Below are 21,758 nucleotides of genomic sequence, written 5' to 3' on the forward strand. Positions count from 1 at the left end.
TGCGAGACTGAGAGCCACAACACAGCCCTGCGAAACTCAAGGCATGACAACCGCAAACAAGAAGTCCTGGTGGGCCGGCTGGCGCCTGTTCGCCATCCTGGGGGTGCTCGCGCTGGCGGGCTGGGGGGTGTACGCCAAGTTCATCAAGAAGGCCCCGGCGCCCGAAGTCATCACGGCCGAAGTCGAGCGCACCAACCTCGAGGACACGGTGCTGGCATCGGGCACGATCAAGTCCGAGCGCGATGTCAACGTGGGTGCCCAGGTCTCGGGCCAGATCAAGCGCTTGCACGTTGCCTTGGGCGACCAGGTCAAGCAGGGCCAGTTGCTGGCCGAAATCGATTCCACCACCCAGAACAACACCCTGCGCAACGCCGAAGCCCAGGTGGCCTTGCTGCAGGCTCAACTGCAAGCCAAGGAAGCCTTGTACAGGCAGGCCGAGATCACGTTCAAACGTCAACAAGGCCTGTTCAAGCTCGATGCGGCCTCGAAGGCAGAACTCGATGGCGCCGAGGCCACGCTGGCCACCACCCGGGCCGACATCAACGCCTTGCAGGCCCAGATCAGGCAGGCCAACATTTCGGTGGACACGGCACGTGTGAACCTGGGCTACACGCGCATCCTCGCGCCCATCGACGGCGTGGTCACGGGCGTGATCGCCGAAGAGGGGCGCACCGTGAACGCCGTGCAGTCGGCGCCGACCATCATCAAGCTCTCGCGCCTGGACCGCGTGCTGATCAAGGCGCAGATCTCCGAAGCCGACGTCGTGCGGGTGCAGCCGGGCCTGCCGGTGTACTTCACCATCCTGGGCGAGCCCCAAAAGCGCTACGAGGCCAGGCTGCGCACCATCGAGCCATCGCCTGAATCGGAGCAGGTTGACACCAGCACCAAGACGACCACGAGCACCTCGTCGTCGACCACGTCGGCTGTTTACTACAACGGCTTGTTCGAGGTGCCCAACCCCGATGGCAAGCTGCGTGTGGCCATGACGGCGCAGGTCTTCATCGTGCTGGCCAAGGCCGATGACGTGCTGGCGATACCCGCCTCGGCGCTGGGCAAGCGCAACCGCAAGGACGACACGTACGCGGTGCGGGTGCTCGAAGGCGAGCCGGGCGGCGCACAGCGCGTGGTCGATCGCCAGGTCAAGGTGGGTCTGAACAACCGCGTGCAGGCGCAGGTGCTGTCGGGCCTGAAAGAAGGCGAGCGCGTGGTCGTGGGCGAGGCCTCGGCCGGTGGTGGCTCGGGCGGCTCGCGCCGTCCGCCGGGCATGTTCTGATGAAGAGCGAGATCGATCAGATCCAGGCCGGGCGGGGCGCGCAAGGTGCGCCCAAGCAGCCAGGTGCCGATGCCCCATTGCTCGAGGTGCGTGACCTCTGGCGCGAGTTCCCCTCGGGCGATGGCACGGTGGCCGTGCTCAAGGGCATCGACCTGGGCATCCATGCCGGTGAGATGGTGGCCATCATGGGCGCGTCCGGTTCGGGCAAGTCCACGCTGATGAACATCCTGGGTTGCCTGGACCGGCCTTCGCGCGGCAGCTACCGCGTGGCCGGTCAGCCCACGGCGGACATGGCGCCCGATGACCTTGCCCGATTGAGGCGCGAGCACTTCGGTTTCATCTTCCAGCGCTATCACCTCATGGGTGACCTGACCGCGCTGGGCAACGCCGAGATCCCGGCCATTTATGCGGGGCACAGCCCGGCGCGACGCCATGAGCGCGCGCTGGCCTTGCTCAAGCGCCTGGGCTTGCAAGACCGCGCCGGGCACCGACCGGGCCAGCTCTCGGGCGGTCAGCAGCAGCGTGTGTCGATCGCGCGGGCGCTGATGAACGGCGGCGATGTCATCCTGGCTGACGAGCCCACCGGCGCGCTTGACAGCGTCAGTGGTGAAGAGGTCATGCGCATCCTCAAGGAGCTGCACGCCGACGGCCACACGGTCATCATCGTGACCCACGATGCCAAGGTGGCGGCGCACGCGCAGCGCATCATCGAGGTGGCCGATGGTCGCATCATCGCCGACCGCCGAACCGACGGTGTCGAGCAGGTTGGGCACCGGGCTGCGCGCCCTGCCGTGCAGCCCGACGCGTCCTGGTCGGCGGTGTGGGGGCGTTTCACCGAGGCCTTCACCATGGCCTTGCGCGCCATGGCCGGGCACCGCCTGCGCACGCTGCTGACCATGCTCGGCATCATCATCGGCATTGCCTCCGTGGTCTCGATGGTGGCCTTGGGCGAAGGCTCGCGTCAGCGGGTGCTCAAGGACATCGCCGCGATGGGCACCAACACCATCGACATCTACCCCGGCAAGAACTTCGGGGACCGGCAGGCGGGGCGCATCCGCACGCTGGTGCCGGGCGATGCCAACGCGCTGGCGCAATTGAATTACGTCGACAGCGTCACACCCGGTGTGAGCACCAGCGTGACCTTGCGCCGCGGCAACGTGGAGGCCACGGCCAATGTCACGGGCGTGGGCGACCAGTTCTTCCGCGTCAAGGGCTACGACATCGCGCAAGGCCAGGCCTTCGACGACGAGAGCGTGCGCCGCCAGACGCAAGAATCCGTGATCGATCCGAACACCCAGGCCGCGCTGTTCCCCAATGGCGAGAACCCGGTGGGGCAGGTGATCTTCCTGGGCAGCGTGCCGGTGCGGGTCATCGGCGTGACCGCGCCGTCCGAGAGCGGCTTCAACATGTCGGACAACCTCAATGTGTGGGTGCCCTACACGACGGCGATGCGGCGCCTGATGGGCCAGAACCACCTGCGCAGCATCACCGTGCGCATCAGCGACAGCGCCAACCCGTCGGCGGCCGAGCAGGGCATCACCAAGCTGATGACGCAGCGCCATGGCTCGAAGGATTTCTTCGTGCGCAACAGCGACAGCATCCGCCAGACCATCGAGAGCACGACGCAGACGCTGACGCTGCTGATCTCGTCGATCGCGGTGATCTCGCTGATCGTGGGCGGCATCGGCGTGATGAACATCATGCTGGTGTCGGTCACCGAGCGGACGCAGGAGATCGGTGTGCGCATGGCCGTGGGCGCCAGGCAGTCGGACATCCTGCGCCAGTTCCTCATCGAGGCGGTGCTGGTGTGTTTGCTCGGCGGTGGGCTGGGCATCGCGCTGGCGTTGAGCCTGGGCGTGATCTTCGATCAGTTCAACACGGGCTTCAGCATGATCTATTCGACCGCCTCGATCGTGACGGCCTTTGGTGTGTCATCGCTGATCGGCGTGGTGTTTGGTTTCCTGCCGGCCCGCCGTGCGGCCCAGCTCGACCCGGTGGATGCGCTGAGCCGGCAGTGAGGCCCGGGCCCAGCGAGCAATGAAGAACATGTCCATGAACGAACACGACTTGAACCGGCGCAGGCCGGTGGCTTCGGCCTGCCTGTGCGCGCTGATGCTGGCGAGCGCCAGCGCCCTGCTTGCCGGGTGTGTCACGACGCCTTATGAGCAGCCGGCGCTGACCGTGCCGGCGAGCTACGTGTCGGCCAATGCCGACGCGGGTGGCGCGACCGATGTGAAGTCCTTGGCTGAGGCCGCGCAAGCCGGCGAGGCCGCGCAAGGACTGTCCCCCTGGTGGCTGGCGTTCGATGACCCGGCGCTGCACCAATTGATCCGCGACGCCCTGGCGCGCAACAACGACCTGGCGCAAGCCGCCTTGAAGGTGCGCCGCGCCCAACTCCTGGCCGGCCAGGCCGCCAGCGACCAGTTGCCCACGGTGACGCTGCAGGGCAGCTCCACCGCGTCGCGCCCACTTGATGGCGGTGACACGACGCGCCTGAACAGCGCCTCGCTCGGCCTGAGCTGGGAGGCCGATCTGTGGGGGCGCGTGGCCGCCCTGCGCAGCGCCGCCGACTGGGAGGCCCAGGCCACCGAGGAAGACCGCTTGGCCGCAGCCTTGGCCCTGGTGGGCACGACGGCGCGCCTGCATTGGCAGGTGGGCTACCTGAATCAGCGCGTCGAGGCCAGCCAGCAGAGCATCGAGTACGCGCGGCGCACGCTGGAGCTGGTGCAGGCCCAGAAGGGGCAGGGCGCCGTCTCGGGCCTGGAGGTGGCGCAGGCCACGCAATCGCTGGCCGCACAAGAGGCCGCGCACACCCAGTTCCTGCTGCAACGCACGCAGGCTCGCAACGCCCTGGCGATCTTGTTCGACGGCCCGCCTGGCGTGGCACTGGATGAGGCGAGCCGACTGCCGGACGGTGCGCTGCCCGCGGTGCCTGCGGGCGCTCCGGCCGAGCTTTTGAGCCGCCGCCCCGACCTGCGCGCCGCCGAGCTGCGCCTGCGCAAGACCCTGGCCCAGGTGGACGCCACGCGCGCTGCCGCCTACCCCAAGCTCACGCTGACCGGCAGCGTGGGCGGCAGCTCGAGCGAGCTCGGCCGAGTGCTGGCCGACCCGGTGGGCACGCTGGGGGCAGGCCTGCTGCTGCCCTTCGTGCAGTGGCGCGACGTGCAGCGCAACGTCGACATCTCGAAAACCGACCACGAGCTGGCCATCCGGGGTTTTCGCCAGAGCTGGTACACGGCCTTGTCAGAGGTGGACAACGCACTGGCCTCGCGCCTGCGCTACGAGCAGCAGGGCGAGCGACTGCAGACCGCCGTCACCGCCGCGCGCGACAGCGAACGCCTCTCCGAGGCCCGCTACCGCGCCGGTGCCGTGCCCCTGAAAACCTGGCTGGACGCCCAGGAAACCCGCCGCCAGGCCGAAAACAACCTGGCGCTCAACCGCTTCAACCGGCTGGACGCGCTCATCACGCTCTACCAGTCGGCTGGCGGTGGGCTGGGCGACGCTGCCATGGTGGCGCCGACCGCCACTTCGGTCACGTCCGCATCGTCCGAACGGATCACCCCGAGGTAACCCCGCTTGTGCATGCTGCACCACAGCACGCTATGCTTTGCGCATGATCACCGTTCATCACCTCGAAACCTCTCGGTCACAGAGGATCCTGTGGCTGCTGGAAGAGCTCGGCCAACCTTACGAGCTCAAGGTCTACAAACGCCACCCTGTCACCAAGCTGGCGCCGCCAGAGCTCAAGCAGGTTCACCCGCTGGGCAAGTCACCCGTCATCACCGACCGGGGTGAGGTCATCGCGGAGTCTGGCGCCATCCTGGAGTACCTGGTCGAGCAATACGGCCGCCAGGCCCCGGGTGATGCGGCGCGCCTGGTGCCCGCTGTGGGCACGCCGGAGCACCGCCAGGTGCGTTTCTGGATGCACTTTGCGGAAGGCTCGTTGATGAACTGGCTGGTCATGAAGCTGGTCTTCATGACGATCCCGACGCAGCCCATGCCCTTTTTTGTCAAGCCGATCGCGCGGGAGCTGTGCAAGCGCGTGCAAAAGCAGTTGATCGACCCGAACGTGAACACCTCGCTGGCCTTCATCGAAGACCACCTGGGGCGTCACACCTGGTTTGCCGGCGATCAGATCAGCCTGGCCGACTTCCAGATGAGTTTTGCGGTCTCGGCCTTGCTGTCGCGCTCGGATGCGGCGGCCGCGCACCCCAACTTGCTGGCCTATGCCAAGCGCATGGAAGGGCGTCCTGCCTACCAGCGGGCGCTGGCCAAGGGCGGGCCGGTGGTGATGGGTTGATTCGGGGCTGCCCCTGAAACGGGGTGATTTGATCTGGATTGAACCAAGATGCGAATCAATCGCATTAAGATTCGTAAAGTTCAATCGCACATCAAAAAGCCTCCCATGAACCCTTCACGCACCCTGCGCGCCTCGGCCCTGGCCCTGGCTGTCCTCGGCACCCATGCGCACGCCGATGAAAACCTTTTTGGCTACGCCCGTGGCAGCGAGACCCTGCCCCAGGGATCGTTCGAGCTCTACCAGTTCGTCACCCACCGCAGCGACAAGGGCGAAGGCACCTACCGCGCCACCGACTACCGACCGAGCTGGAGTACGGCGTGACCAACCGCCTGACGGTGTCGGGCGCGGTCAAGCTGATGTCACTGTCGACCAGCGGCTTGCTGATCAACGGCTACTTGCCAAGCGACAAGTCTTTTGACCTGAAGCCGGCCGGCTTCTCTCTGGAAGCCAAGTACAACTTCCTGAGTCCAGCCAAGGACGACATTGGTCTGTCGGGTACGTTCGAGTACACCCGCAACACGGTGGACCCCCATTCCGGCCAGAAGAAGAAAGCCAACAAATTCGAGCTGGGGGCGCAGCTGCAGAAGTACTTTGCCGAGGGCCAGGTCGTCTGGGTGACGAACGCTGCGCTGGAAGCCACTTACGCCAAGCGCGCAGCGATCGGCAACCTGCCTGAAGATTTCGAATGGTCCACCGAACCCGAGGTGGAGATCGAAACCAAGCTGTCCACGGGCCTGACCTACCGCTTCGCACCTGGCTGGTTCATTGGCGCAGAAACCCAGTACGAAGCCGAGTACGAGACCGATGTCGGCAAGGAGCGCTGGTCCGTTTTCGCGGGCCCGAGCCTGCACTACGGCGCCAAGGACTGGTGGGTCACGCTGACCTGGTTCAAGCAGGTTCGCGGGGGCGGCGAGAAGTACGAAGGTCAGACCGAGAAACTGCATCTCATTGAGAAGACGAAGCAGGAAATCCGCCTGAAGGTGGGTTTCAACTTCTGAAGGAGCCGGGCATGAGCACGACGCGTGACTGGAGCGCATTCCTGTTGCCGGTGGCGGCCCTGGCCGTGGCCGCTCCGCCCACCCATGCCATGAGTTACCTGTCGGTGGCTCAGGCCCAGGCGGCTTTGTTCCCGTCTGCCAAGGTGTTTGCCGAGGCATCGCTCAAATTCGACGATGCCCAGAAGGACCGCATCAAGGCGGCCTCCGGCCTGCGCCAGCGGTGGGATGCCCAGAGGGTGTGGCGCGCCGAGCGGGATGGCCAACTGCAAGGTTGGTTCATCGTGGACGACGTCATCGGCAAGCATGACTTCATCACCTACGCCGTGGCGATATCGCCAGATGGGCGCGTCCTGGGCGTGGAGGTGATGGAGTACCGCGAGACGCACGGCGGGCAGATCCGTGAGGCGACCTGGCGCAGACACCTGGTTGGCAAGAACTTGTCTGACCCCTTCAAGCTGGACGAGGACGTGCCCAACATCACGGGCGCCACCCTGTCGTGCCGCAATGTGATGGACGGCGTCAAACGCCTGCTTGCCATCCACAAGCTGTTCCTGGTGAAGGCTTGAACTCCGTGGAGGTGGTGCGCCGCATGCGGCCCCTGTTGGGCACTTTCGCCGAGGTCCACGCGGAGGGGCCTGGTGCCGCGCATGCGGTGGACCAGGCCTGGCGGGTCATCGAGCGGGCCCAGCGCGACTGGAGCGTGCAGGATGCGTCGAGCGAGTTGTCTCGCCTGAATGCCACCCATGGCGTGTGCGTGCCAGTGCATCGCCACACCCTTCGCCTGCTGCGCTTGGCGTGTGCGCTGATGCGGCGCAGCGGTGGCGCGTTCGACATCACCGTGGGCGGCTTGCTGACCGAAGTCGGTGTGCTGCCAGAGCACGGACGGAATTGGTTGCCACGTGGGCATGTTGATGACATCGAGATTGGACGGGGTTGGGTGCGCCTGCATCGGCCTTTGCGCTTGACTCTCGACGGCGTGGCCAAAGGCTTCGCGGTGGACCTGGCGGTTTCGGCGCTGCAGCGCGCGGGGGCCGTGGCAGGCTGGGTGAACGCAGGCGGCGATGTGCGTGCATTCGGTGATGCCCTGGTGCCGATGCATCGACGCGAGGCCGATGGACGGTTGGTGCCGATTGGCACGCTGCATCAGGCCGCATTGGCCACCTCAATGGTTCGGTCCCAAAAGAACTTGAAAGACGAGCAACCCGGACCCCATGCGCGTTGGCCGGCCCACATCCTGGCCCCGGATGGGCAGGCGCCAGCGCCGGGTGTGTGGACCGTGTTGGCCAAGCGTGCATGGCGTGCCGATGCGCTGACCAAGGTGGCCGCTGCGTGCCCCGAGACTGGGCGGGTGGCCGTCATTCGACAACTGGGGGGCTGCCTGATCGAGGGCGCCGCCATCGGGGCCGCACAGGTGGTTCCCTTGCACCGATTTTCGCCATGAACGCTCATCCCCGCTGGTTCCGCCCTGGTCTCATGGCCGTGGCTTTATCGCTTTTGCTCAGCGGCCTTTTGTTGGCGCCATCCATGCTGATGATGCGCGCGGAGGTGGACGTGCCCTGGCACCTCGATGGTTCGCAGCGGGTGGGAGTTGCCGCCTGGCACGCTTTGAGCGCCATGTTCGGCACCTGGGTGGTGGGGGCTTTGTGGACCGTGCACATGCGCGCGGGCTGGCGACGCAAGCTGCAGCGAGTCAGCGGGGCCGTGCTGGTGTGCCTGCTGTCGATGCTGGCTGGCAGCGCCCTGGGCATCTATTACCTGGGAGACGAGTGGCTTTCGGTGTTGGCAGCCTGGGTGCACCTCGTTGTCGGGCTGGTTGTGGTGCTGCCTTTTGCCTGGCATGCCTGGTGGGCGCCCTGGCATCGTGACCGGACCATGAAGCGCCGCTGAGCGCCACATGGGTTTCTCGGCAGGACGGTCCAGGTCACCTGTCTCATCGGCGGCTCGACGTCCGAGGCTGACCGTCGCTGGCCAGTTTGAGCACTTGCAGGTAAGCAGGGGCCTCTGGTACACCTGCCCGTTCGCGCAGCCACTTGTGCATCAGCGGCAGTCGGTGATAAGGCACCGATGCCATCACGTGGTGCTCCATGTGGTGGTTCACATGAACAGGGGCCACCGTCATGCGCGCCAGCCAGCCAGCCTTCGTGGTGCGGGTGTTGAGGAACATGTCGGGCGAGCGCGGCAGGCATCCGTGCTCGGCGATGGAGCGGATGCGCACGAACAGCGGCAGCACGTTGAGGTAGGCCACCACCCAGGCCCAGTACAGCCAGGCATGCCCCGTCGCGGCCAGCGCGGCCCAAAGCAGCAGGTTGGTCAGCACCACGGGGGCCATGTTCTTCGCGGTGGTGGCGATGCGCTCGGGCCAGGTGCGGCCGGCCTGGGGCAGGCGCTCGATGTGGTTGGCCACCGTCCACTTGAACACGCCAGCGTCCATCATGAACAAGCCGTAGGTCAACTTCAGCCCGGTGAGGCCGGAGATGTCGCGCAGCACCTTGCGCAGCAGCGAGGCGCGGGTCACGGGGTAGTCGGCGTGCAGCGAGATGTCCGGGTCCTCCAGCGTGCCGGTGCGCGTGTGGTGCCCGAAGTGATGCACCTTGTACTTGGGCAGGTTCTGCCAGATGGGGCGAGCGCAGAGCCAGTCGGTGAGCACGTCGTTGGCCCAGCGACTTTTGAACAGCGTGCCGTGCGAGCCCTCATGCTGCAGGATGGCCAGGCACAGTTGGCGGCCGGCGATCACGATGCTGGCCAGCACGAACGTGAACACGCTGGGCCACCAGGCCAGCACCGCGAAGGCGGCAGCGATCACGCCCCAGGTGGAGGCGATGGCCCAGGCCCCGAGCCAGTCCGAGCGCTCGGTCAGCGTGGCCAGTTGCTCTCGGGTGAACAGGTCCTTGAGCCTCCTGCGCGTGGCCGTCGGCAGCTCGGTGGGCGTGGCGCTTTCGACCTGGGCATCTTGGGCGAGGGCCGATTGGGGGGCGTTCGAAGAGGTGGGGGCGCGCATGGGGTGGTCGTTGGCGGTGGGTTGCTGCGGCAAAGGGGGTCAGTGGGTCCAGCGCCGCTGTGCTGAGTGCGCTTCGGTCTGTGGAGGGCGGGGCTCGCTGCTGCCAGCGCTCTGGTTGCTGTCGCCCGAGTTGTGGCGCAACGAGGGGAGCAGGCTCTGCCAGATCCGATGTCCGGCGGCGTCGAAGTCGATCACGGCTTGCAGGAAGTCGCGCCGTGCCGAAACGTCCACCAGTGGTTGAGGCAGCAATGGGTCGAAGACGAGTTGCCGGATGGCTTCGTTGCCAAGGACGTAGCTTTCCCGGGCGGCCGTTTCGAGCTCGAGCTGGTCGGCGCCTTGCAGCCAGGTCTCGAGCTTGTGTCGGGTGCGGGCGTATCTTTGGTCGAGGTGCTTGCCTGCCCAGAGTTGGCGGGCTCGTTGGTCGAGTTCCGGCGCCAGCTCGCGGGCCACGAACACGTGGGCGTCAGGATCCAAGCCCAGTTGTTGCAGGCGGTGGCGAGCGCCTTCGGCATGGCCGATCAGGTTGTCGGGGCGAACATGCAACTCGGGTGCAAGGGTCTCGAAACCAGCCAGAGCCAGCGCGCGTTCACGTAAGCGCAAGGCGGCTCGGTCGCTGCGCCGCAGGCCGGCGGTGCTGACCATCAGCCAGCCACCGTCCCAATCGCAGACGCGTTGCTCGGCGTGGCGCCAACTGGCGATGTCGGCGGCCAACGTGGCCGCCTGGGGGCCCAGTCGGTAGGCGCCTCGGCCCACCGACTCGATCAGCCCTGCTGCGTTCAGGCGCACCAGGGCCACACGCACGCTGTTTTCCCGGATGCCGAACAGTTGGCAGGAGGCCACGGCGTCGCTCGCGCTCAACGGCTCGCCCGCTGCAGCGAGCAGCAGGTTGAGGATCAGGTTTTTTGGGGTGGTCGCCATGCTTGTGACATCGAATGATTGCTTATGCTAATCCATGTAATGTGTTGATGCCTAAGGGTTGTCACTTGGTTCTGCCCGTGGCACGCGCTTGCGCTCGGAGCGAGGGCCTGGCAAGCAGGCAATCCTTGCGCGACATCAAGTCCGTTGCAGACGGGGCTTCTCAGAATTCAGGGCGTGCAGAACCCCGAAGGAGCATGAGATGCCACCCGCCCCGTTCGACGCAGGCCATGTCCTGCGCGGGCTGAACCTGTTTCGCGAAGCCCCTGAGCCAACCCTGGCGCGCATGGCGGCGTCGGCTCAGCGCATCCACCTCGCCCGTGGGGACGAGTTGTTCCATTCGGGGGATGTCAGCGAGGGGCTTTACGTGGTCATCAAGGGGCAGATCAAGGTGTACGCCCGGGCAGACAATGGCCAGGAAAAGGTGATCGAGGTGGTGTCGGCCCCCGCGAGCCTTGGCGGCTCGCTGTTGCTGGCCGATGTGACTGGGCAGGGCTCAAGCGTGATGCGCCATGTCAGCCATGCGGCCGCGCTCACCGAAGCGCAGCTGTTGCTGTTGCCGCGAACCCAGTTGCTGGTGGAGTTGCAGGCGGAGCCGAAGTTGGCCGTCAAGCTGCTGGCCGATGTCTCCGGGCGACTCAACCGCCTGGTGCGCGACATCGAAGCCGTGACCCTTCACAGCGCGGCGCAGCGCGTCGTCAGCTACCTGCTGCGCACGAGTCCTCAGGCGGCCACGTCGGCTTGCACGGTGTCGCTGCCGGCCAGCAAGGGCACGATCGCCTCGCTGTTGTCGGTCACGCCCGAGCACTTCTCGCGCATCCTGCATGACTTGCAGTCCCGCGGCCTGATCGCGGTGAACCGGCGCGAGATCGTCATCCCCGATGTGGAGCGGCTGGCCGGTTGTGTGTGAGCCGGCCGGAGCAGGTGTTGATCAGATGGGCTCGGTGCGTCGCACCAGCCAGCTCAAGGCCTCGCCGCTCACGTGCGGAGACAGGCGGCGGCGCACCTCGGCGTGGTAGGCGTTGAGCCAGTCGATCTCGTCGGGGCGCATCAGGCCCAGGTCGATGCAGCGCGTGTCGATCGGGCACAAGCTCAGCGTTTCAAAGGCGAGGTAATGGCCGTGTTCAGGCGTGCCCGGCTCGGCATCGGGCACGGCGGGCGCCACGGGCACGTTGAGCACCAGGTTCTCGATGCGGATGCCCCACTGGCCTGGCCGGTACAGCCCCGGCTCGATCGACGTGATCATGCCCGGGTGCATGGCCATGTCCGGGTTGGGCATGGCCTTGGAGATGGACTGCGGGCCCTCGTGCACGTTCAGGAAGTAGCCCACGCCGTGGCCGGTGCCGTGGCCGAAGTCCAGGCCTTCTGCCCACAGCGGCGCGCGCGCGATGGCGTCGAGCATGGGCGCGAGCGTGCCCAGTGGGAAGCGCGTGCGCGACAGCCCCAGCGTGCCCTTGAGCACGAGCGTGAAGTCGCGCTTTTGCGCCGCGGTGGGCGTGCCGATGGCCCACACGCGGGTGATGTCGGTGGTGCCGCCCAGGTACTGCGCGCCCGAGTCGATCAGCAGCAGTCCTTCGGCCACCAGGCCCTGTGGTGTGCTGATGGGTGAGAAGGCCTCGGGCGTGGCGCGGTAGTGGGGCAGGGCGCCGTTGGCGTTGAAGCCCGCGATGGTGGGGAAGCTCAGCGACACGTAGCCGGGCTGCCTGGCTCGCTCGGCGGTCATGCGCTCGTCGATGGTGAGCTCGCTCACGTGCTCGTGGCCCAGCGCTTGTTCGAGCCAGGCGTAGAAGGCGCACATGGCCGCGCCGTCGCGCTCCATGGCTTCGCGGATGTGCGCGGCCTCGGCGTCTGTTTTGCGTGACTTGGCCAGGGTGCTGGGGTTGATGGCCTCGATCACCCGCACGCTTTCAGGCACGGCCTCGCGCAAGCCCCAGGTGGTGCGCTTGGGGTCGAGCCAGAGCACGGCGCTGTTGGGCAGTTTGGCGATGGTGGGCAGGGCCTGCTCGTAGGGGCGGCATTGCACACCATCGGCAGCCAGCCGAGCGGCCAGGGTGGCATCGACCTTGCCCTCGCCCACGAAGAGCTCGGCACCGTCGGGCGAGACCAGCAGGTGCGCCAGGAAGACCGGGTTGTATTCGACGTCGGCGCCACGCAGGTTCAGCAGCCAAGCCAGGTCGTCGAGTGTGGCGATCCAGTGGTGGGTGGCGCCACGCTCGGCCAGGGCTTGGCGCACGTTGGCCAATTTGTCGGCGCGCGAAGTCGATGCGTGTGGCTGCACGTGCTCGTAAACCGGGGCCGTTGGCAGGCCAGGGCGCTCTGGCCAGGCACCTTCGAGCACGTCGTCCCGGGTGTGCAGGCGCCAGCCGGCGTCCTTCAGCGTCGATTGCAGTTGCTGGGTCTGGGCCAGGCCCATGACGGCGCCGTCGGTGGCCAGCGTGAGCGTTGCGCCGTCGCTGCCAGCTCTTGCAGCTTCTCCTTTGAGGCCCAGCGCCTGCAGCCACTCGGCACACGCCGGGTTGAAGGCGCCGTCGAGCTTGACCAGCTCCACCCCCGTGCCGGCGAGCTCGGCTTCTGCCTGCGTCCAGTAGCGGCTGTCGGTGAAGACGGCGGCACGATCTGCGGCCACGAGCAGCGTGCCCGACGAACCGGTGAAACCGCTGAAGTGGGCTCGGCCCTGCCAGCGCTCGGGCAGGTATTCGGAGAGGTGCGGGTCGCTGCTGGGCAGCAGCACGGCCTGCCAGCCCCTGGCCGCCATGTGGGCGCGCAAGGTGCTCAGGCGGGCGGCGTGAGGGGAAGTGTGTGTGGGGGCGTTCACGGGTGGGTCCTGCTCGGGCCTGGTGCGTCAGGCGTTCAGGCCCGATGTTGCCACGCCGGGCATGACCTGCCAGCGCCCGTTGTCATCCACGGTGGGACCTGGCAACGTCGACCAGTCGGCCCAAGGCGATCCTGATCGCGGGCTGGGGCGCAAGGCTTCAGCCGGCCTGGCTGGGTGCCGTGGCTGCCGCGGTGGCTGCCGCTGCAACGGGTGCTGCCGGCGTGGCGCGCGCATCTGCCACGCTCACCAGCACCTTGTGCGGCTCCAGCGCGTGCGGGTCTGGGAAGACGCGGGCGTGGCGCTGCGAGGTGAAGTAGGCCCAGGCCCAGTCCATCATCACCACCATGCGGTTGCGGAACCCGATCAGGAAGTACACGTGCACGAAGAGCCAGAACAGCCAGGCTGAGAAGCCGCTGAAGCGCACCTGCTTTTTGGTGAAGGGCAGGTCGATCATGGCCACGGCCGCGCGCTTGCCGATGGTGGCCAGCGAGCCGTAGTCGAAGTAGCGGAAGGCCTGAGGCTCCAGGCCCTTCATGCGGCGCATGATGTTGAAGGCGGCCTTGCGGCCCATCTGCTTGGCGCCGGGACTCACGCCTGGCACGGGCGTGGGGTTGTGCGGGTCGAGGTAGCTCTTGGCGCTGGCCAGGTCGCCCACCACGTGGATGTTGGGGTGGCCGGGGATGGTCAGGTCAGGTTGCACCACCACGCGACCAGCGCGGTCGAGCTCGCAGCCGGTGCTCTTGGCCAGGGCCTTGCCCAGCGGTGAGGCCGCCACGCCGGCAGCCCAGATCACCGTGCGGGTGGGCAAGAAGTGCGAGACGTTGCGGCTGCTGCCATCGGGCTGCTTCTCGGCCACGTCGTAGTGGATGCCGAAGGCGGTGATGTTGGTCACCTTGGCGCCGGGCAGCACCTCGGCGCCCAGGCCTTCGAGTTGTTCCTTGGCGCGCTGTGACAGGTCTTCGGTGAAGGTGCCGAGCACGCGCGGTGCGCCTTCGAGCAGGATGACGCGGGCGTCGCGCGAGTCGATGCGGCGGAATTCGGCGCTCAGGGTGTGCTGAGCGATCTCGGACATGGTGCCGGCCATCTCGACGCCGGTGGGGCCGGCACCGACCACGGCGAAGGTCAGCCAGGGTACGCGCTTGGCCGGATCGGGCTCGCGCTCGGCTTGCTCGAACGCGGTCAGCACCCGGCGACGGATGGTGAAGGCATCGCCCAGGGTCTTGAGGCCGGGCGCGTACTTGGCCCAGTCGTCCCGCCCGAAGTAGCTGTGGGTGGCGCCAGCGGCCACGATGAGCTGGTCGTAGTGCAGGTGTTCGCCGCCATCGAGCACCACGCACGACGAGGCGGTGTCGATCGACGTGACCTCGCCCATCAGCACCGTCAGGTGACCCTGGGCGATCTGCTTGCGCAACACGTGCCGGATGGGCGCGGCGATGGCGGGTGCGGGCAGGCCGGCGGTCGCCACCTGGTAGAGCAAGGGCTGAAACAGGTGGTGGTTGGTGCGGTCGATGACGACCACGTCCACATTGGCGCCCTCCAGCGCTTTGGCGGCTTCCAGGCCTCCGAAGCCGCAGCCGACGATGACGACACGCTGCCGCTGGGTCCCCGCAGGTCGACTGGTCGGCACTTTTTGTGTGGCGACGAAGTGAGAAGCGGGGCGGTCGTGAGGCTGCATGCGCGACAAAAGGGAAGGTTGGGCGAAACGACGACAGCCTGCATCCAGCAGGCTGTCCGTTGGGGCTTGGTGTTTATACCAGGGTGATCCGGATGGCGGGCGCGTGGCACCGTTGTGGTGCGCCCCTCGATCGCGGGGAATGCAGGCCTCAGGCGCAGGCTTGTTGCGCCGATGGGGGGCGATGCGGTGCCAGCTCGTCACCCTGCAGCACGAAGCGGGCTTTGCCCGCGCGTTTGGCGGTGTACATCGCGGCGTCGGCGCGCTGACACAGGCTGTCGTGGCTGTCTTGCGCTTCGAACAACGCCGCGCCCACGCTGGCGCATGGCCAGATCGTTTCCTCGCCGATCACGCAGGGCTGACCCAGGCGCTCCAGGATGCGCTGGCCGATGCGGTGCACCTCGGTCGGGTGGCCTGCTCCTTCGAGGATGATGGTGAACTCGTCACCCGCCAGGCGGCAGACGCAGTCGGTGTCGCGCACGCAGGACTCCAGTCGTGTCGCGACCTCGATGAGCAGCTTGTCGCCGGCTGCGTGGCCGAGGCGGTCGTTGATGGCCTTGAAACCGTCCAGGTCGATGAACATGACGGCCAGCGTCTGAGGCTTGCGGCGTGCGCGGGCCATGGCCTGGCGCAGGCGCTCGACGAACACGCGGCGGTTGGGCAAGCCGGTGAGGCTGTCGCGGCGCGCTTGCTCGGCCAGCTCGCGCTGCTGAGCCTTGAGCACGGAGATGTCGGTCAGCACGCGGATGTGTTGTGACAGGCGCTGGTCTTCACCTCGCAGGGTGGTCACGGCCAGCCAGGTCTCCAGTGAGCGCCCGTCCGCACCCACCAGCGCGCACTCTCCCGCCCACCGTTGGCCTGACTTCAAAGCGGCCTCGACGCCGGGCAGGTGGCTTTCGCGCAGCGGGGTCAAACCCAGCAACTCCGCACCCTGACCGATGACCTCCTGACGGCTCAATCCCATCAGCTTGAGGAATGCCGGGTTGACCATCACGATGCGGTCGAGCGCATCGCTGACCACCACGGCGTCGGCGGTTTCATCCATCACGCGGGATGCCAGCTTGAGCTGCTCGGCCGCGCGCCGGCTCTCGGTCACGTCGGTGGCGATCGACAGGATGTGGTCCAGTTGCCCGTCAACGCCGTAGACCGGTGTCTTGATCAGGTCGATCAGGCGTTCGCCTTGAGGCGTTTGGAAGGGCAGGTTGGGGAAGAAGCGCGTGCGAGGCTCCCGCACCACCAACTGGTCGTGCGCGTCACCCCGCTGCGCGATCTCGCTGGGCATGACGTCGCAGGCCCGCCGCCCCAGGACCTGCTCCGCCGACATCTGCATGGTCTCGGCCGCCTGTCGGTTCCAGACGATGTAGCGGCCCTGGTTGTGCGCTCGGGCGCTGCGGGCGTAGAGCGCCATCGGCAGGCTGTCGACCGCGCTGCGGTAGAAGGTTTCCTGTTCGCGCAAGGCCTGGATGGATTCGTGGACCTCGGTGGTGTCCCGCGAGATCAGCGCCATGCCGGACGGCAAGGGGATGATTTGATGGTGCAGCCAGCGCTGGGCTTGCTGGCGCTCAGGCGAGGCGCTGGCGTGTTCGTCGACCTGGGCTTGCCCGGATTCGGCGGCCAGCCGCACCCGTTGGTGGAAGTTGCCATGTTCGCTCTCTGGCACGACGTCCTTGAGCAACTGCCCCACCAGCGGCAGCCCATCTGTGCGGAACAGCTGATGCGCCTGGTGGTTGGCCTGCACGACCGTGTAGCCCATGAAGCGGCCCATCATGTCGTTGCGGCGCTCCAGCACCATGACCGCGTCCTGGCTGCCCTGCAGGCAGGCCTGCCAGGTGGACTCGTTGCGGTGGGCCAGCTCCAGCGCCCGACGCATGCGGGCGTGGGCCCGCCAGCTCATCCAGCCGGAGGCCCCGGCCAGGAACAGGCCGGCCACCTGGACCGGCACTTGATGAGAGGACGTCAACGCGAGCCCTGCCGCGAGGCAGGCCAGCGAAACCAGCCCGGAGGCGCGGTGTGCTGGGTGGAAAGGGCTGGTGGGCGTCCCCATGTTCACCGAAGACATCAGCGACGACATGGACACCCCGACTGTTGAGAGGACAGTGATGGGGATTTCGGTCACGCCCGCGGTGACTTGAGTGCCCAAGGGGTTTTTTTGCGCCGACCTGAACTTGACTCAGACCTCGGCCATGCGCCAAGCCTGCACGGCCAGGAAGGTTTGCTGCAGCAGCCGGGCGTCGGCGCTGGCGCGGTGGCCCTGACTGCCCAGCGTGCCGGTCAGCGATGCCTTGACCTCGTGCCAGTGCGCGGCCTGTTGCTCATCGAGCAGGGCGCGCAGGTTGTCGAGCTTGAAGCTGGGGCTGCGCTTGGCCGACTCGTAGATGCGATTGAGCCAGGCGTAGTCGTGAGCCCAGGCGTCCGAGTAGACGGTCTGGCCGCGCAGGCGCTCGTTCAGCGCGTTGGCGATGTCAGCGACGCTGCGGCCGTGTCGCTCGATGTGCGCGCGGGTGATGCCGTGCATGGAGGCGGCTTCGTCGTCCCAGTGTTGCCAGTCGGCTTCGGGTCGGATGAGGCTGCACCACGCTTTTCCCTCGCTGGTGACAAAGCCGACCTCAATGGGGTAGCTGCCCGGGCCGAAGCCGGAGGCCTCGATGTCGAGGATGGTGGGCAAGACCGGGGCGGGGGGGCTTGGCGATGGGGTGCCTTGCATGGCGGGTTGTCTCAGCCTGTTTTATTCAGTGGATGTTGTACCTGCTTGCGTCGACTCGCCAGAGGGTTTGAACGGTGCCCTGTCCTCGAGCTCGTCCACGTAGCGACCGATGCCTTGCGACTCCCGTTGCAAGAAATCGGCCACGGCTTCACGCAGGCCAGGGTGGCGCAGCCAGTGCACCGAGCGCGTCGGGCTGGGCAGCAGGCCTCTGGCCAGTTTGTGCTCGCCTTGCGCGCCCCCTTCGAAGCGGCGCATGCCCCGCTCGATGCACCAGGACAGCGGCAGGTGATAGCAGGCCTCGAAGTGCAGGCATGACACCGCGTGCACGGCGCCCCAGTAGCGACCAAAAGCCAGTCGGTTGAGCGGATCGACAGCCAGCAGCGATGCCGCGATGCGTTCGCCGCCCAGGCTGGCGATGAACATCATCCACTGATCGGGCCCCGCCTGGCTGGCCAACGTCCAGAAGCGGCGATCCAGGTAGGGACGCTGACCGTGTTCGAGGTAGGTGCGCGTGTAGCAGCGGTGAAAGAAATCCCAGTCCGCCTCGGTGATGGCCGCGCCCTCCAGCACCTCGAAGGTGACGCCGGCGTCGCGCACCTTGCGCCGCTCCTGCTGGATCTTTTTGCGCTTGTCTCGCTGCAAGCTGGCCAGGAAGTCTTCGAAGCTGGCGTAAGGCTCGGGTTCGCGGTTGTGCCAGTGGAACTGCACGCCCTGCCGCACGAGCCAGCCCGCCTCCTGGGCCAGCCTGGTTTCGTCGGGCGACGTGAACAGCAGGTGCGCCGACGACCAGCCCTTTTCTTCGCAGGCTTGGCTCAGTGCCCGGAGCATCTGCCGCCGCACCGAAGCCACATCGGCCACAGACAGCCCGGGGCGCACCAGCAGCCGCACCCCGGGGATCGGTGAAAAAGGCGAGGCCGAAAGCAGCTTGGGAAAGTAGGTGTGTCCGTGAGCAGCCAGCGCGCGGTCGTGAGCGTCGGCCCAGGCCCAGTCGAAGACGTACTCACCATAGGAGTGCGACTTCAAGAACACCGGGCAGGCCCCGAGCAGGTGGCCTTGTGCATCGATCACGATGAGGAAGCGCGGTCGCCAGCCGGTTTCCGAGCAGGCACTGCCACTGTCGACCATGGCGCTCAGGAAGCCATGACGCAGGAAAGGCGTGCCGCCTTCGATGCCCGCCACCAAGGTGTCCCACTCACTTGAATCCACCTGCGAAGGGTGGTCGAGCCACGCCAGCCGGCCGGCTGCCGGTACCATGTTGGCCTGCCCTTGTGCGCCTGGTGCGCTGTCTGCCCGATCCATGTCCATGAACGCTGTGACCCCTGCGGCCGCTCCTGTGCTTCACGCAGCCCTGCTGCAAATCAACCCTGTTGTCGGCGACCTGGCCGGCAACGCTCGCCTCATCGCCGAAGCGACCCGCCAAGCCTACGCCGAAGGCGCTCGCCTGGTGGTGACGCCGGAAATGGCCCTGTGCGGCTACCCCCCTGAGGACCTGCTGCTGCGCCCAGCCTTCCTGGGGGCCTGTGAAGCGGCTTTGTCCCAGCTCGCGGCCGACCTGGCCGACCTGGTCGGCCTGACGCTGATCATCGGTCATCCGCAGCGCCAGCGCGACGAAGGTGTGCGCACCCGCTCGCACGCCGTGCCCCGCCTGCTCAACGCCGCCAGCGCCCTGCGGGGCGGTCAGGTGGTGGGCACCTATGCCAAACGCGAGCTGCCCAATTACCAGGTCTTCGACGAGCGCCGCTACTTCGCCAGCGGGCGCGATGCGGGCCTGCAGCCTCTGGTGGTGGATGCCGATGGCTGGAAGGTGGGCGTGCTGATCTGCGAAGACGCCTGGTTCGAGGAGCCGGCCCAAGTTGCTGCGGCCGCCGGCGCCCAAGTCCTGGTCGTGCTCAACGCCTCGCCCTTCCACGCCGGCAAGCTGGCCGAACGCGAGCAGCGCATGGGCGAGCGCGCCCGCCAGGTTCGCCTGCCGTTGTTGTACGCCCACCTCGTGGGCGGGCAGGATGAGGTCGTCTTCGATGGCGCTTCGTTCGCGGTCGATGCGTCGGGCCAGGTCATGGCCCGTGCACCCAGCTTCGAGGTCGCCACCTTGCACCTGCGAGTGCAGGTGGGTGGGCACGTTGGTGGTGCCATGACCGCGCCCTTGCCGCCTGAAGCCGAGATCTGGCAGGCCCTGGTCACCGGCGTGCGCGACTACCTGGGCAAGAACGGCTTCCCCGGCGCCATCATCGGTCTGTCCGGCGGCATCGACTCGGCCCTGGTGCTGGCGATCGCGGTCGATGCCCTGGGCGCCGACAAGGTGCGCACCGTGATGATGCCGTCGCCCTACACGGCCGACATCTCCTGGATCGACGCGCGCGACATGGCCGAGCGCCTGGGCGTGCGCCACGACGAGATCGCCATCGCTCCCGAGTTCGAGGCCTTCAAGACCTCTCTGGCGCCGCTCTTCGTGGGCCGGGCGGAAGACACCACCGAAGAAAACATCCAGGCCCGCATTCGCGGCACGCTGCTCATGGCCCTGTCCAACAAGACCGGTGCCATCGTGTTGACCACCGGCAACAAGAGCGAGATGGCCACGGGCTACTGCACGCTCTACGGCGACATGGCCGGCGGTTTTGCCGTCATCAAGGACCTGGCCAAGACGCTGGTGTACCGCCTTTCGCGCTGGCGCAACGCCCAGGCCGCGGCCGCCGGCCAGGTCGAGCCCATCCCCGAGCGCATCATCACCCGCCCGCCTTCGGCCGAGCTGCGCCCCGACCAGACCGACCAGGACAGCCTGCCCGAGTACGACGTGCTCGACGCCATCCTGGAGCGATACATGGAGCAGGACCAGTCCATCGAGCAGATCGTGGCCGCCGGTTTTGCCCCCGCCGATGTCGACAAGGTCACCCGCCTCATCAAGGTCAACGAATACAAGCGCCGCCAGGCCCCCATCGGCATCCGCATCACACACCGGGCCTTCGGACGAGACTGGCGTTATCCCATCACCTCCCGCTTTCGTGCATGACGGCAGTCGTGCTTAAATCAAGCCTCAGTACCGACGCATCTTCCGGAGTTCTCACCATGAAACAAATCACAGCCGTCATCAAACCGTTCAAGCTCGAAGAAGTCCGTGAGGCGCTGGCTGAAGTGGGCGTGACTGGCCTGACCGTCACCGAGGTCAAGGGCTTTGGTCGCCAGAAGGGGCACACCGAGCTGTACCGTGGCGCCGAGTACGTGGTCGACTTCCTGCCCAAGGTCAAGATCGAAGTCGTGGTCAAGGGCGATGACGTCGAGCGCTGCATCGAGGCCATCATCAAGGCCGCCAAGACCGGCAAGATCGGTGACGGCAAGATTTTCGTGACCTCGGTCGAGCAGGTCGTGCGCATCCGCACCGGCGAGACCGACGAAGCCGCAGTCTGATCCCGCGGCCAAGCTTGCAGGGCTGATCGCCTGATCGGCCCTCGGCAGGCTCAGGTTCCCGGCGCAACGCCACCCGTGCCAGTCAGCTGGTCGGGTGGCGTTTGTGCTTGGAGGCTTGCCGCTTCGGCCGCGAGGCTGTCAAGCAGCGTGCCGATGTCGGTGCCCACTTGCAGCAAGGCCTTCACGTCAGGCCACAGGAAGCCACTGTCCTCGCTGCGATCGATGAAGCGCAACAAGTCATCGTAGTAGCCGCCCACGTTGAGCAGGCACAAGGCCTTGCGGTGGTAGCCGAGCTGGCGCCAGGTCCAGATCTCGAAAATCTCTTCCATGGTGCCGATGCCGCCGGGCAGGGCGATGAAAGCATCCGACTGCTCGGCCATTCTCTGCTTGCGCTCGTGCATGCTGCCGACCACCTGCAACTCGGTGACCCCACCGTGACCGAGTTCGCGCTCGATCAGCCTGTCGGGGATGATGCCGATGACCTCGGCGCCAGCGGCCAGCGCTGCGTCGGCCACCGCACCCATCAGCCCGGTGTGCCCACCACCGTAGACCAGGCGCCAGCCACGTTGACCGATTTCACGCCCGACCTCGCGCGCAGCCGCCAGGTGCGCTGGATCCAGGCCATCGCGGGAGCCGCAGTAAACACAGAGAGAAAAGGTCATGAGGAGGCTCGAATAAGGG

Annotated in this window: 18 protein-coding genes and 1 pseudogene; 11 read left to right on the top strand and 8 right to left on the bottom strand. The window is 66.9% G+C overall.

The features are described 5' to 3' along the window. Window positions 1–43: 43 nt before the first annotated feature. The 8 genes and pseudogenes from ABG80_RS16315 to ABG80_RS16350 all read left to right on the top strand — a co-directional run bounded on the left by ABG80_RS16315 (window position 44) and on the right by ABG80_RS16350 (window position 8,458). The gene (locus tag ABG80_RS16315) at window positions 44–1,273 is read left to right on the top strand and encodes an efflux RND transporter periplasmic adaptor subunit (protein ID WP_058088694.1); all 1,230 of its coding nucleotides are present in this window, start codon (window positions 44–46) and stop codon (window positions 1,271–1,273) included. Then, window positions 1,273–3,291 (top strand): MacB family efflux pump subunit, encoded by a 2,019-nt coding sequence (locus ABG80_RS16320; RefSeq protein WP_083506200.1) that lies wholly within the window; start codon window positions 1,273–1,275, stop codon window positions 3,289–3,291. The genes ABG80_RS16315 and ABG80_RS16320 overlap by 1 nt, the downstream gene beginning before the upstream one ends. 34 nt (window positions 3,292–3,325) lie before the next feature. Continuing rightward, complete coding sequence (locus ABG80_RS16325) at window positions 3,326–4,843, top strand: efflux transporter outer membrane subunit (RefSeq protein WP_235513901.1); 1,518 nt, start codon at window positions 3,326–3,328, stop codon at window positions 4,841–4,843. Window positions 4,844–4,886: 43 nt separating this feature from the next. Further along, complete coding sequence (locus ABG80_RS16330) at window positions 4,887–5,573, top strand: glutathione S-transferase family protein (protein WP_058088695.1); 687 nt, start codon at window positions 4,887–4,889, stop codon at window positions 5,571–5,573. 105 nt (window positions 5,574–5,678) lie between these two features. After that, window positions 5,679–6,571 (top strand): annotated as a pseudogene (locus tag ABG80_RS16335) (DUF6662 family protein). Window positions 6,572–6,582: 11 nt separating this feature from the next. Next, window positions 6,583–7,137, top strand: a complete 555-nt coding sequence (locus tag ABG80_RS16340) for an FMN-binding protein (protein WP_058088696.1) — start codon at window positions 6,583–6,585, stop codon at window positions 7,135–7,137. Between the two features lie 5 nt (window positions 7,138–7,142). Next, window positions 7,143–8,012: an FAD:protein FMN transferase gene (locus ABG80_RS16345; protein ID WP_058088697.1), complete on the top strand. Its 870-nt coding sequence runs from the start codon at window positions 7,143–7,145 to the stop codon at window positions 8,010–8,012. Continuing rightward, a complete protein-coding gene (locus ABG80_RS16350) occupies window positions 8,009–8,458 on the top strand; it encodes a hypothetical protein (RefSeq protein ID WP_152987675.1) in 450 nt (149 codons plus the stop codon). The genes ABG80_RS16345 and ABG80_RS16350 overlap by 4 nt, the downstream gene beginning before the upstream one ends. Before the next feature lie 43 nt (window positions 8,459–8,501). On the opposite strand, the gene ABG80_RS16355 is transcribed toward ABG80_RS16350, so the two are convergent. Together ABG80_RS16355 and ABG80_RS16360 are read right to left on the bottom strand one after the other, a co-directional pair. After that, on the bottom strand, window positions 8,502–9,569 hold the full coding sequence (locus ABG80_RS16355; RefSeq protein WP_083506208.1) for a fatty acid desaturase family protein: 1,068 nt from the start codon (window positions 9,567–9,569) through the stop codon (window positions 8,502–8,504). A 39-nt stretch (window positions 9,570–9,608) separates the two neighbouring features. Further along, entirely contained in the window at window positions 9,609–10,487 is an 879-nt protein-coding gene (locus tag ABG80_RS16360) for a PaaX family transcriptional regulator C-terminal domain-containing protein (protein WP_058088699.1), read from the bottom strand. Between the two features lie 199 nt (window positions 10,488–10,686). Between ABG80_RS16360 and ABG80_RS16365 the strand changes: the two genes are divergently transcribed. Further along, a complete protein-coding gene (locus tag ABG80_RS16365; protein ID WP_058088700.1) occupies window positions 10,687–11,394 on the top strand; it encodes a Crp/Fnr family transcriptional regulator in 708 nt (235 codons plus the stop codon). A gap of 21 nt (window positions 11,395–11,415) precedes the next feature. On the opposite strand, the gene ABG80_RS16370 is transcribed toward ABG80_RS16365, so the two are convergent. The 5 genes from ABG80_RS16370 to ABG80_RS16390 all read right to left on the bottom strand — a co-directional run bounded on the left by ABG80_RS16370 (window position 11,416) and on the right by ABG80_RS16390 (window position 18,980). Then, complete coding sequence (locus ABG80_RS16370) at window positions 11,416–13,299, bottom strand: aminopeptidase P family protein (RefSeq protein ID WP_058088701.1); 1,884 nt, start codon at window positions 13,297–13,299, stop codon at window positions 11,416–11,418. 157 nt (window positions 13,300–13,456) lie between these two features. After that, window positions 13,457–14,974, bottom strand: coding sequence for an NAD(P)/FAD-dependent oxidoreductase (locus tag ABG80_RS16375; protein ID WP_083506202.1), 1,518 nt, complete (start codon window positions 14,972–14,974; stop codon window positions 13,457–13,459). A gap of 148 nt (window positions 14,975–15,122) precedes the next feature. Beyond that, window positions 15,123–16,931, bottom strand: coding sequence for a diguanylate cyclase domain-containing protein (locus tag ABG80_RS16380; protein WP_235513902.1), 1,809 nt, complete (start codon window positions 16,929–16,931; stop codon window positions 15,123–15,125). A 210-nt stretch (window positions 16,932–17,141) separates the two neighbouring features. Then, on the bottom strand, window positions 17,142–17,636 hold the full coding sequence (locus tag ABG80_RS16385) for a 3'-5' exonuclease (RefSeq protein ID WP_235513903.1): 495 nt from the start codon (window positions 17,634–17,636) through the stop codon (window positions 17,142–17,144). Between the two features lie 60 nt (window positions 17,637–17,696). After that, window positions 17,697–18,980, bottom strand: coding sequence for a GNAT family N-acetyltransferase (locus tag ABG80_RS16390; RefSeq protein WP_235513904.1), 1,284 nt, complete (start codon window positions 18,978–18,980; stop codon window positions 17,697–17,699). Here ABG80_RS16390 and ABG80_RS16395 point away from each other — a divergent pair. Together ABG80_RS16395 and ABG80_RS16400 are read left to right on the top strand one after the other, a co-directional pair. Beyond that, entirely contained in the window at window positions 18,979–20,682 is a 1,704-nt protein-coding gene (locus ABG80_RS16395; RefSeq protein ID WP_058088728.1) for an NAD+ synthase, read from the top strand. The two genes, ABG80_RS16390 and ABG80_RS16395, sit on opposite strands and share 2 nt — an antisense overlap. A gap of 56 nt (window positions 20,683–20,738) precedes the next feature. Continuing rightward, a complete protein-coding gene (locus ABG80_RS16400; protein ID WP_058088704.1) occupies window positions 20,739–21,077 on the top strand; it encodes a P-II family nitrogen regulator in 339 nt (112 codons plus the stop codon). A 50-nt stretch (window positions 21,078–21,127) separates the two neighbouring features. Here the strand turns inward: ABG80_RS16400 and ABG80_RS16405 are convergent, their stop codons facing one another. Continuing rightward, the gene (locus ABG80_RS16405; RefSeq protein ID WP_058088705.1) at window positions 21,128–21,739 is read right to left on the bottom strand and encodes an LOG family protein; all 612 of its coding nucleotides are present in this window, start codon (window positions 21,737–21,739) and stop codon (window positions 21,128–21,130) included. Between the last annotated feature and the right edge of the window lie 19 nt (window positions 21,740–21,758).

Origin of the sequence: Aquabacterium parvum, assembly GCF_001447195.1 — a bacterium.
Lineage (GTDB): Bacteria > Pseudomonadota > Gammaproteobacteria > Burkholderiales > Burkholderiaceae_C > Aquabacterium > Aquabacterium parvum.

What these genes read in the sequence shown, in the direction of transcription:
- ABG80_RS16360 (WP_058088699.1), bottom strand. Translation starts at nt 10,487, where the DNA reads ATGGCGACCACCCCAAAAAACCTGATCCTCAACCTGCTGCTCGCTGCA.
- ABG80_RS16320 (WP_083506200.1), top strand. Translation starts at nt 1,273, where the DNA reads ATGAAGAGCGAGATCGATCAGATCCAGGCCGGGCGGGGCGCGCAAGGT.
- ABG80_RS16340 (WP_058088696.1), top strand. Translation starts at nt 6,583, where the DNA reads ATGAGCACGACGCGTGACTGGAGCGCATTCCTGTTGCCGGTGGCGGCC.
- ABG80_RS16350 (WP_152987675.1), top strand. Translation starts at nt 8,009, where the DNA reads ATGAACGCTCATCCCCGCTGGTTCCGCCCTGGTCTCATGGCCGTGGCT.
- ABG80_RS16325 (WP_235513901.1), top strand. Translation starts at nt 3,326, where the DNA reads ATGAACGAACACGACTTGAACCGGCGCAGGCCGGTGGCTTCGGCCTGC.
- ABG80_RS16395 (WP_058088728.1), top strand. Translation starts at nt 18,979, where the DNA reads ATGAACGCTGTGACCCCTGCGGCCGCTCCTGTGCTTCACGCAGCCCTG.
- ABG80_RS16330 (WP_058088695.1), top strand. Translation starts at nt 4,887, where the DNA reads ATGATCACCGTTCATCACCTCGAAACCTCTCGGTCACAGAGGATCCTG.
- ABG80_RS16365 (WP_058088700.1), top strand. Translation starts at nt 10,687, where the DNA reads ATGCCACCCGCCCCGTTCGACGCAGGCCATGTCCTGCGCGGGCTGAAC.
- ABG80_RS16355 (WP_083506208.1), bottom strand. Translation starts at nt 9,569, where the DNA reads ATGCGCGCCCCCACCTCTTCGAACGCCCCCCAATCGGCCCTCGCCCAA.
- ABG80_RS16375 (WP_083506202.1), bottom strand. Translation starts at nt 14,974, where the DNA reads ATGCAGCCTCACGACCGCCCCGCTTCTCACTTCGTCGCCACACAAAAA.
- ABG80_RS16405 (WP_058088705.1), bottom strand. Translation starts at nt 21,739, where the DNA reads ATGACCTTTTCTCTCTGTGTTTACTGCGGCTCCCGCGATGGCCTGGAT.
- ABG80_RS16315 (WP_058088694.1), top strand. Translation starts at nt 44, where the DNA reads ATGACAACCGCAAACAAGAAGTCCTGGTGGGCCGGCTGGCGCCTGTTC.
- ABG80_RS16390 (WP_235513904.1), bottom strand. Translation starts at nt 18,980, where the DNA reads ATGGACATGGATCGGGCAGACAGCGCACCAGGCGCACAAGGGCAGGCC.
- ABG80_RS16400 (WP_058088704.1), top strand. Translation starts at nt 20,739, where the DNA reads ATGAAACAAATCACAGCCGTCATCAAACCGTTCAAGCTCGAAGAAGTC.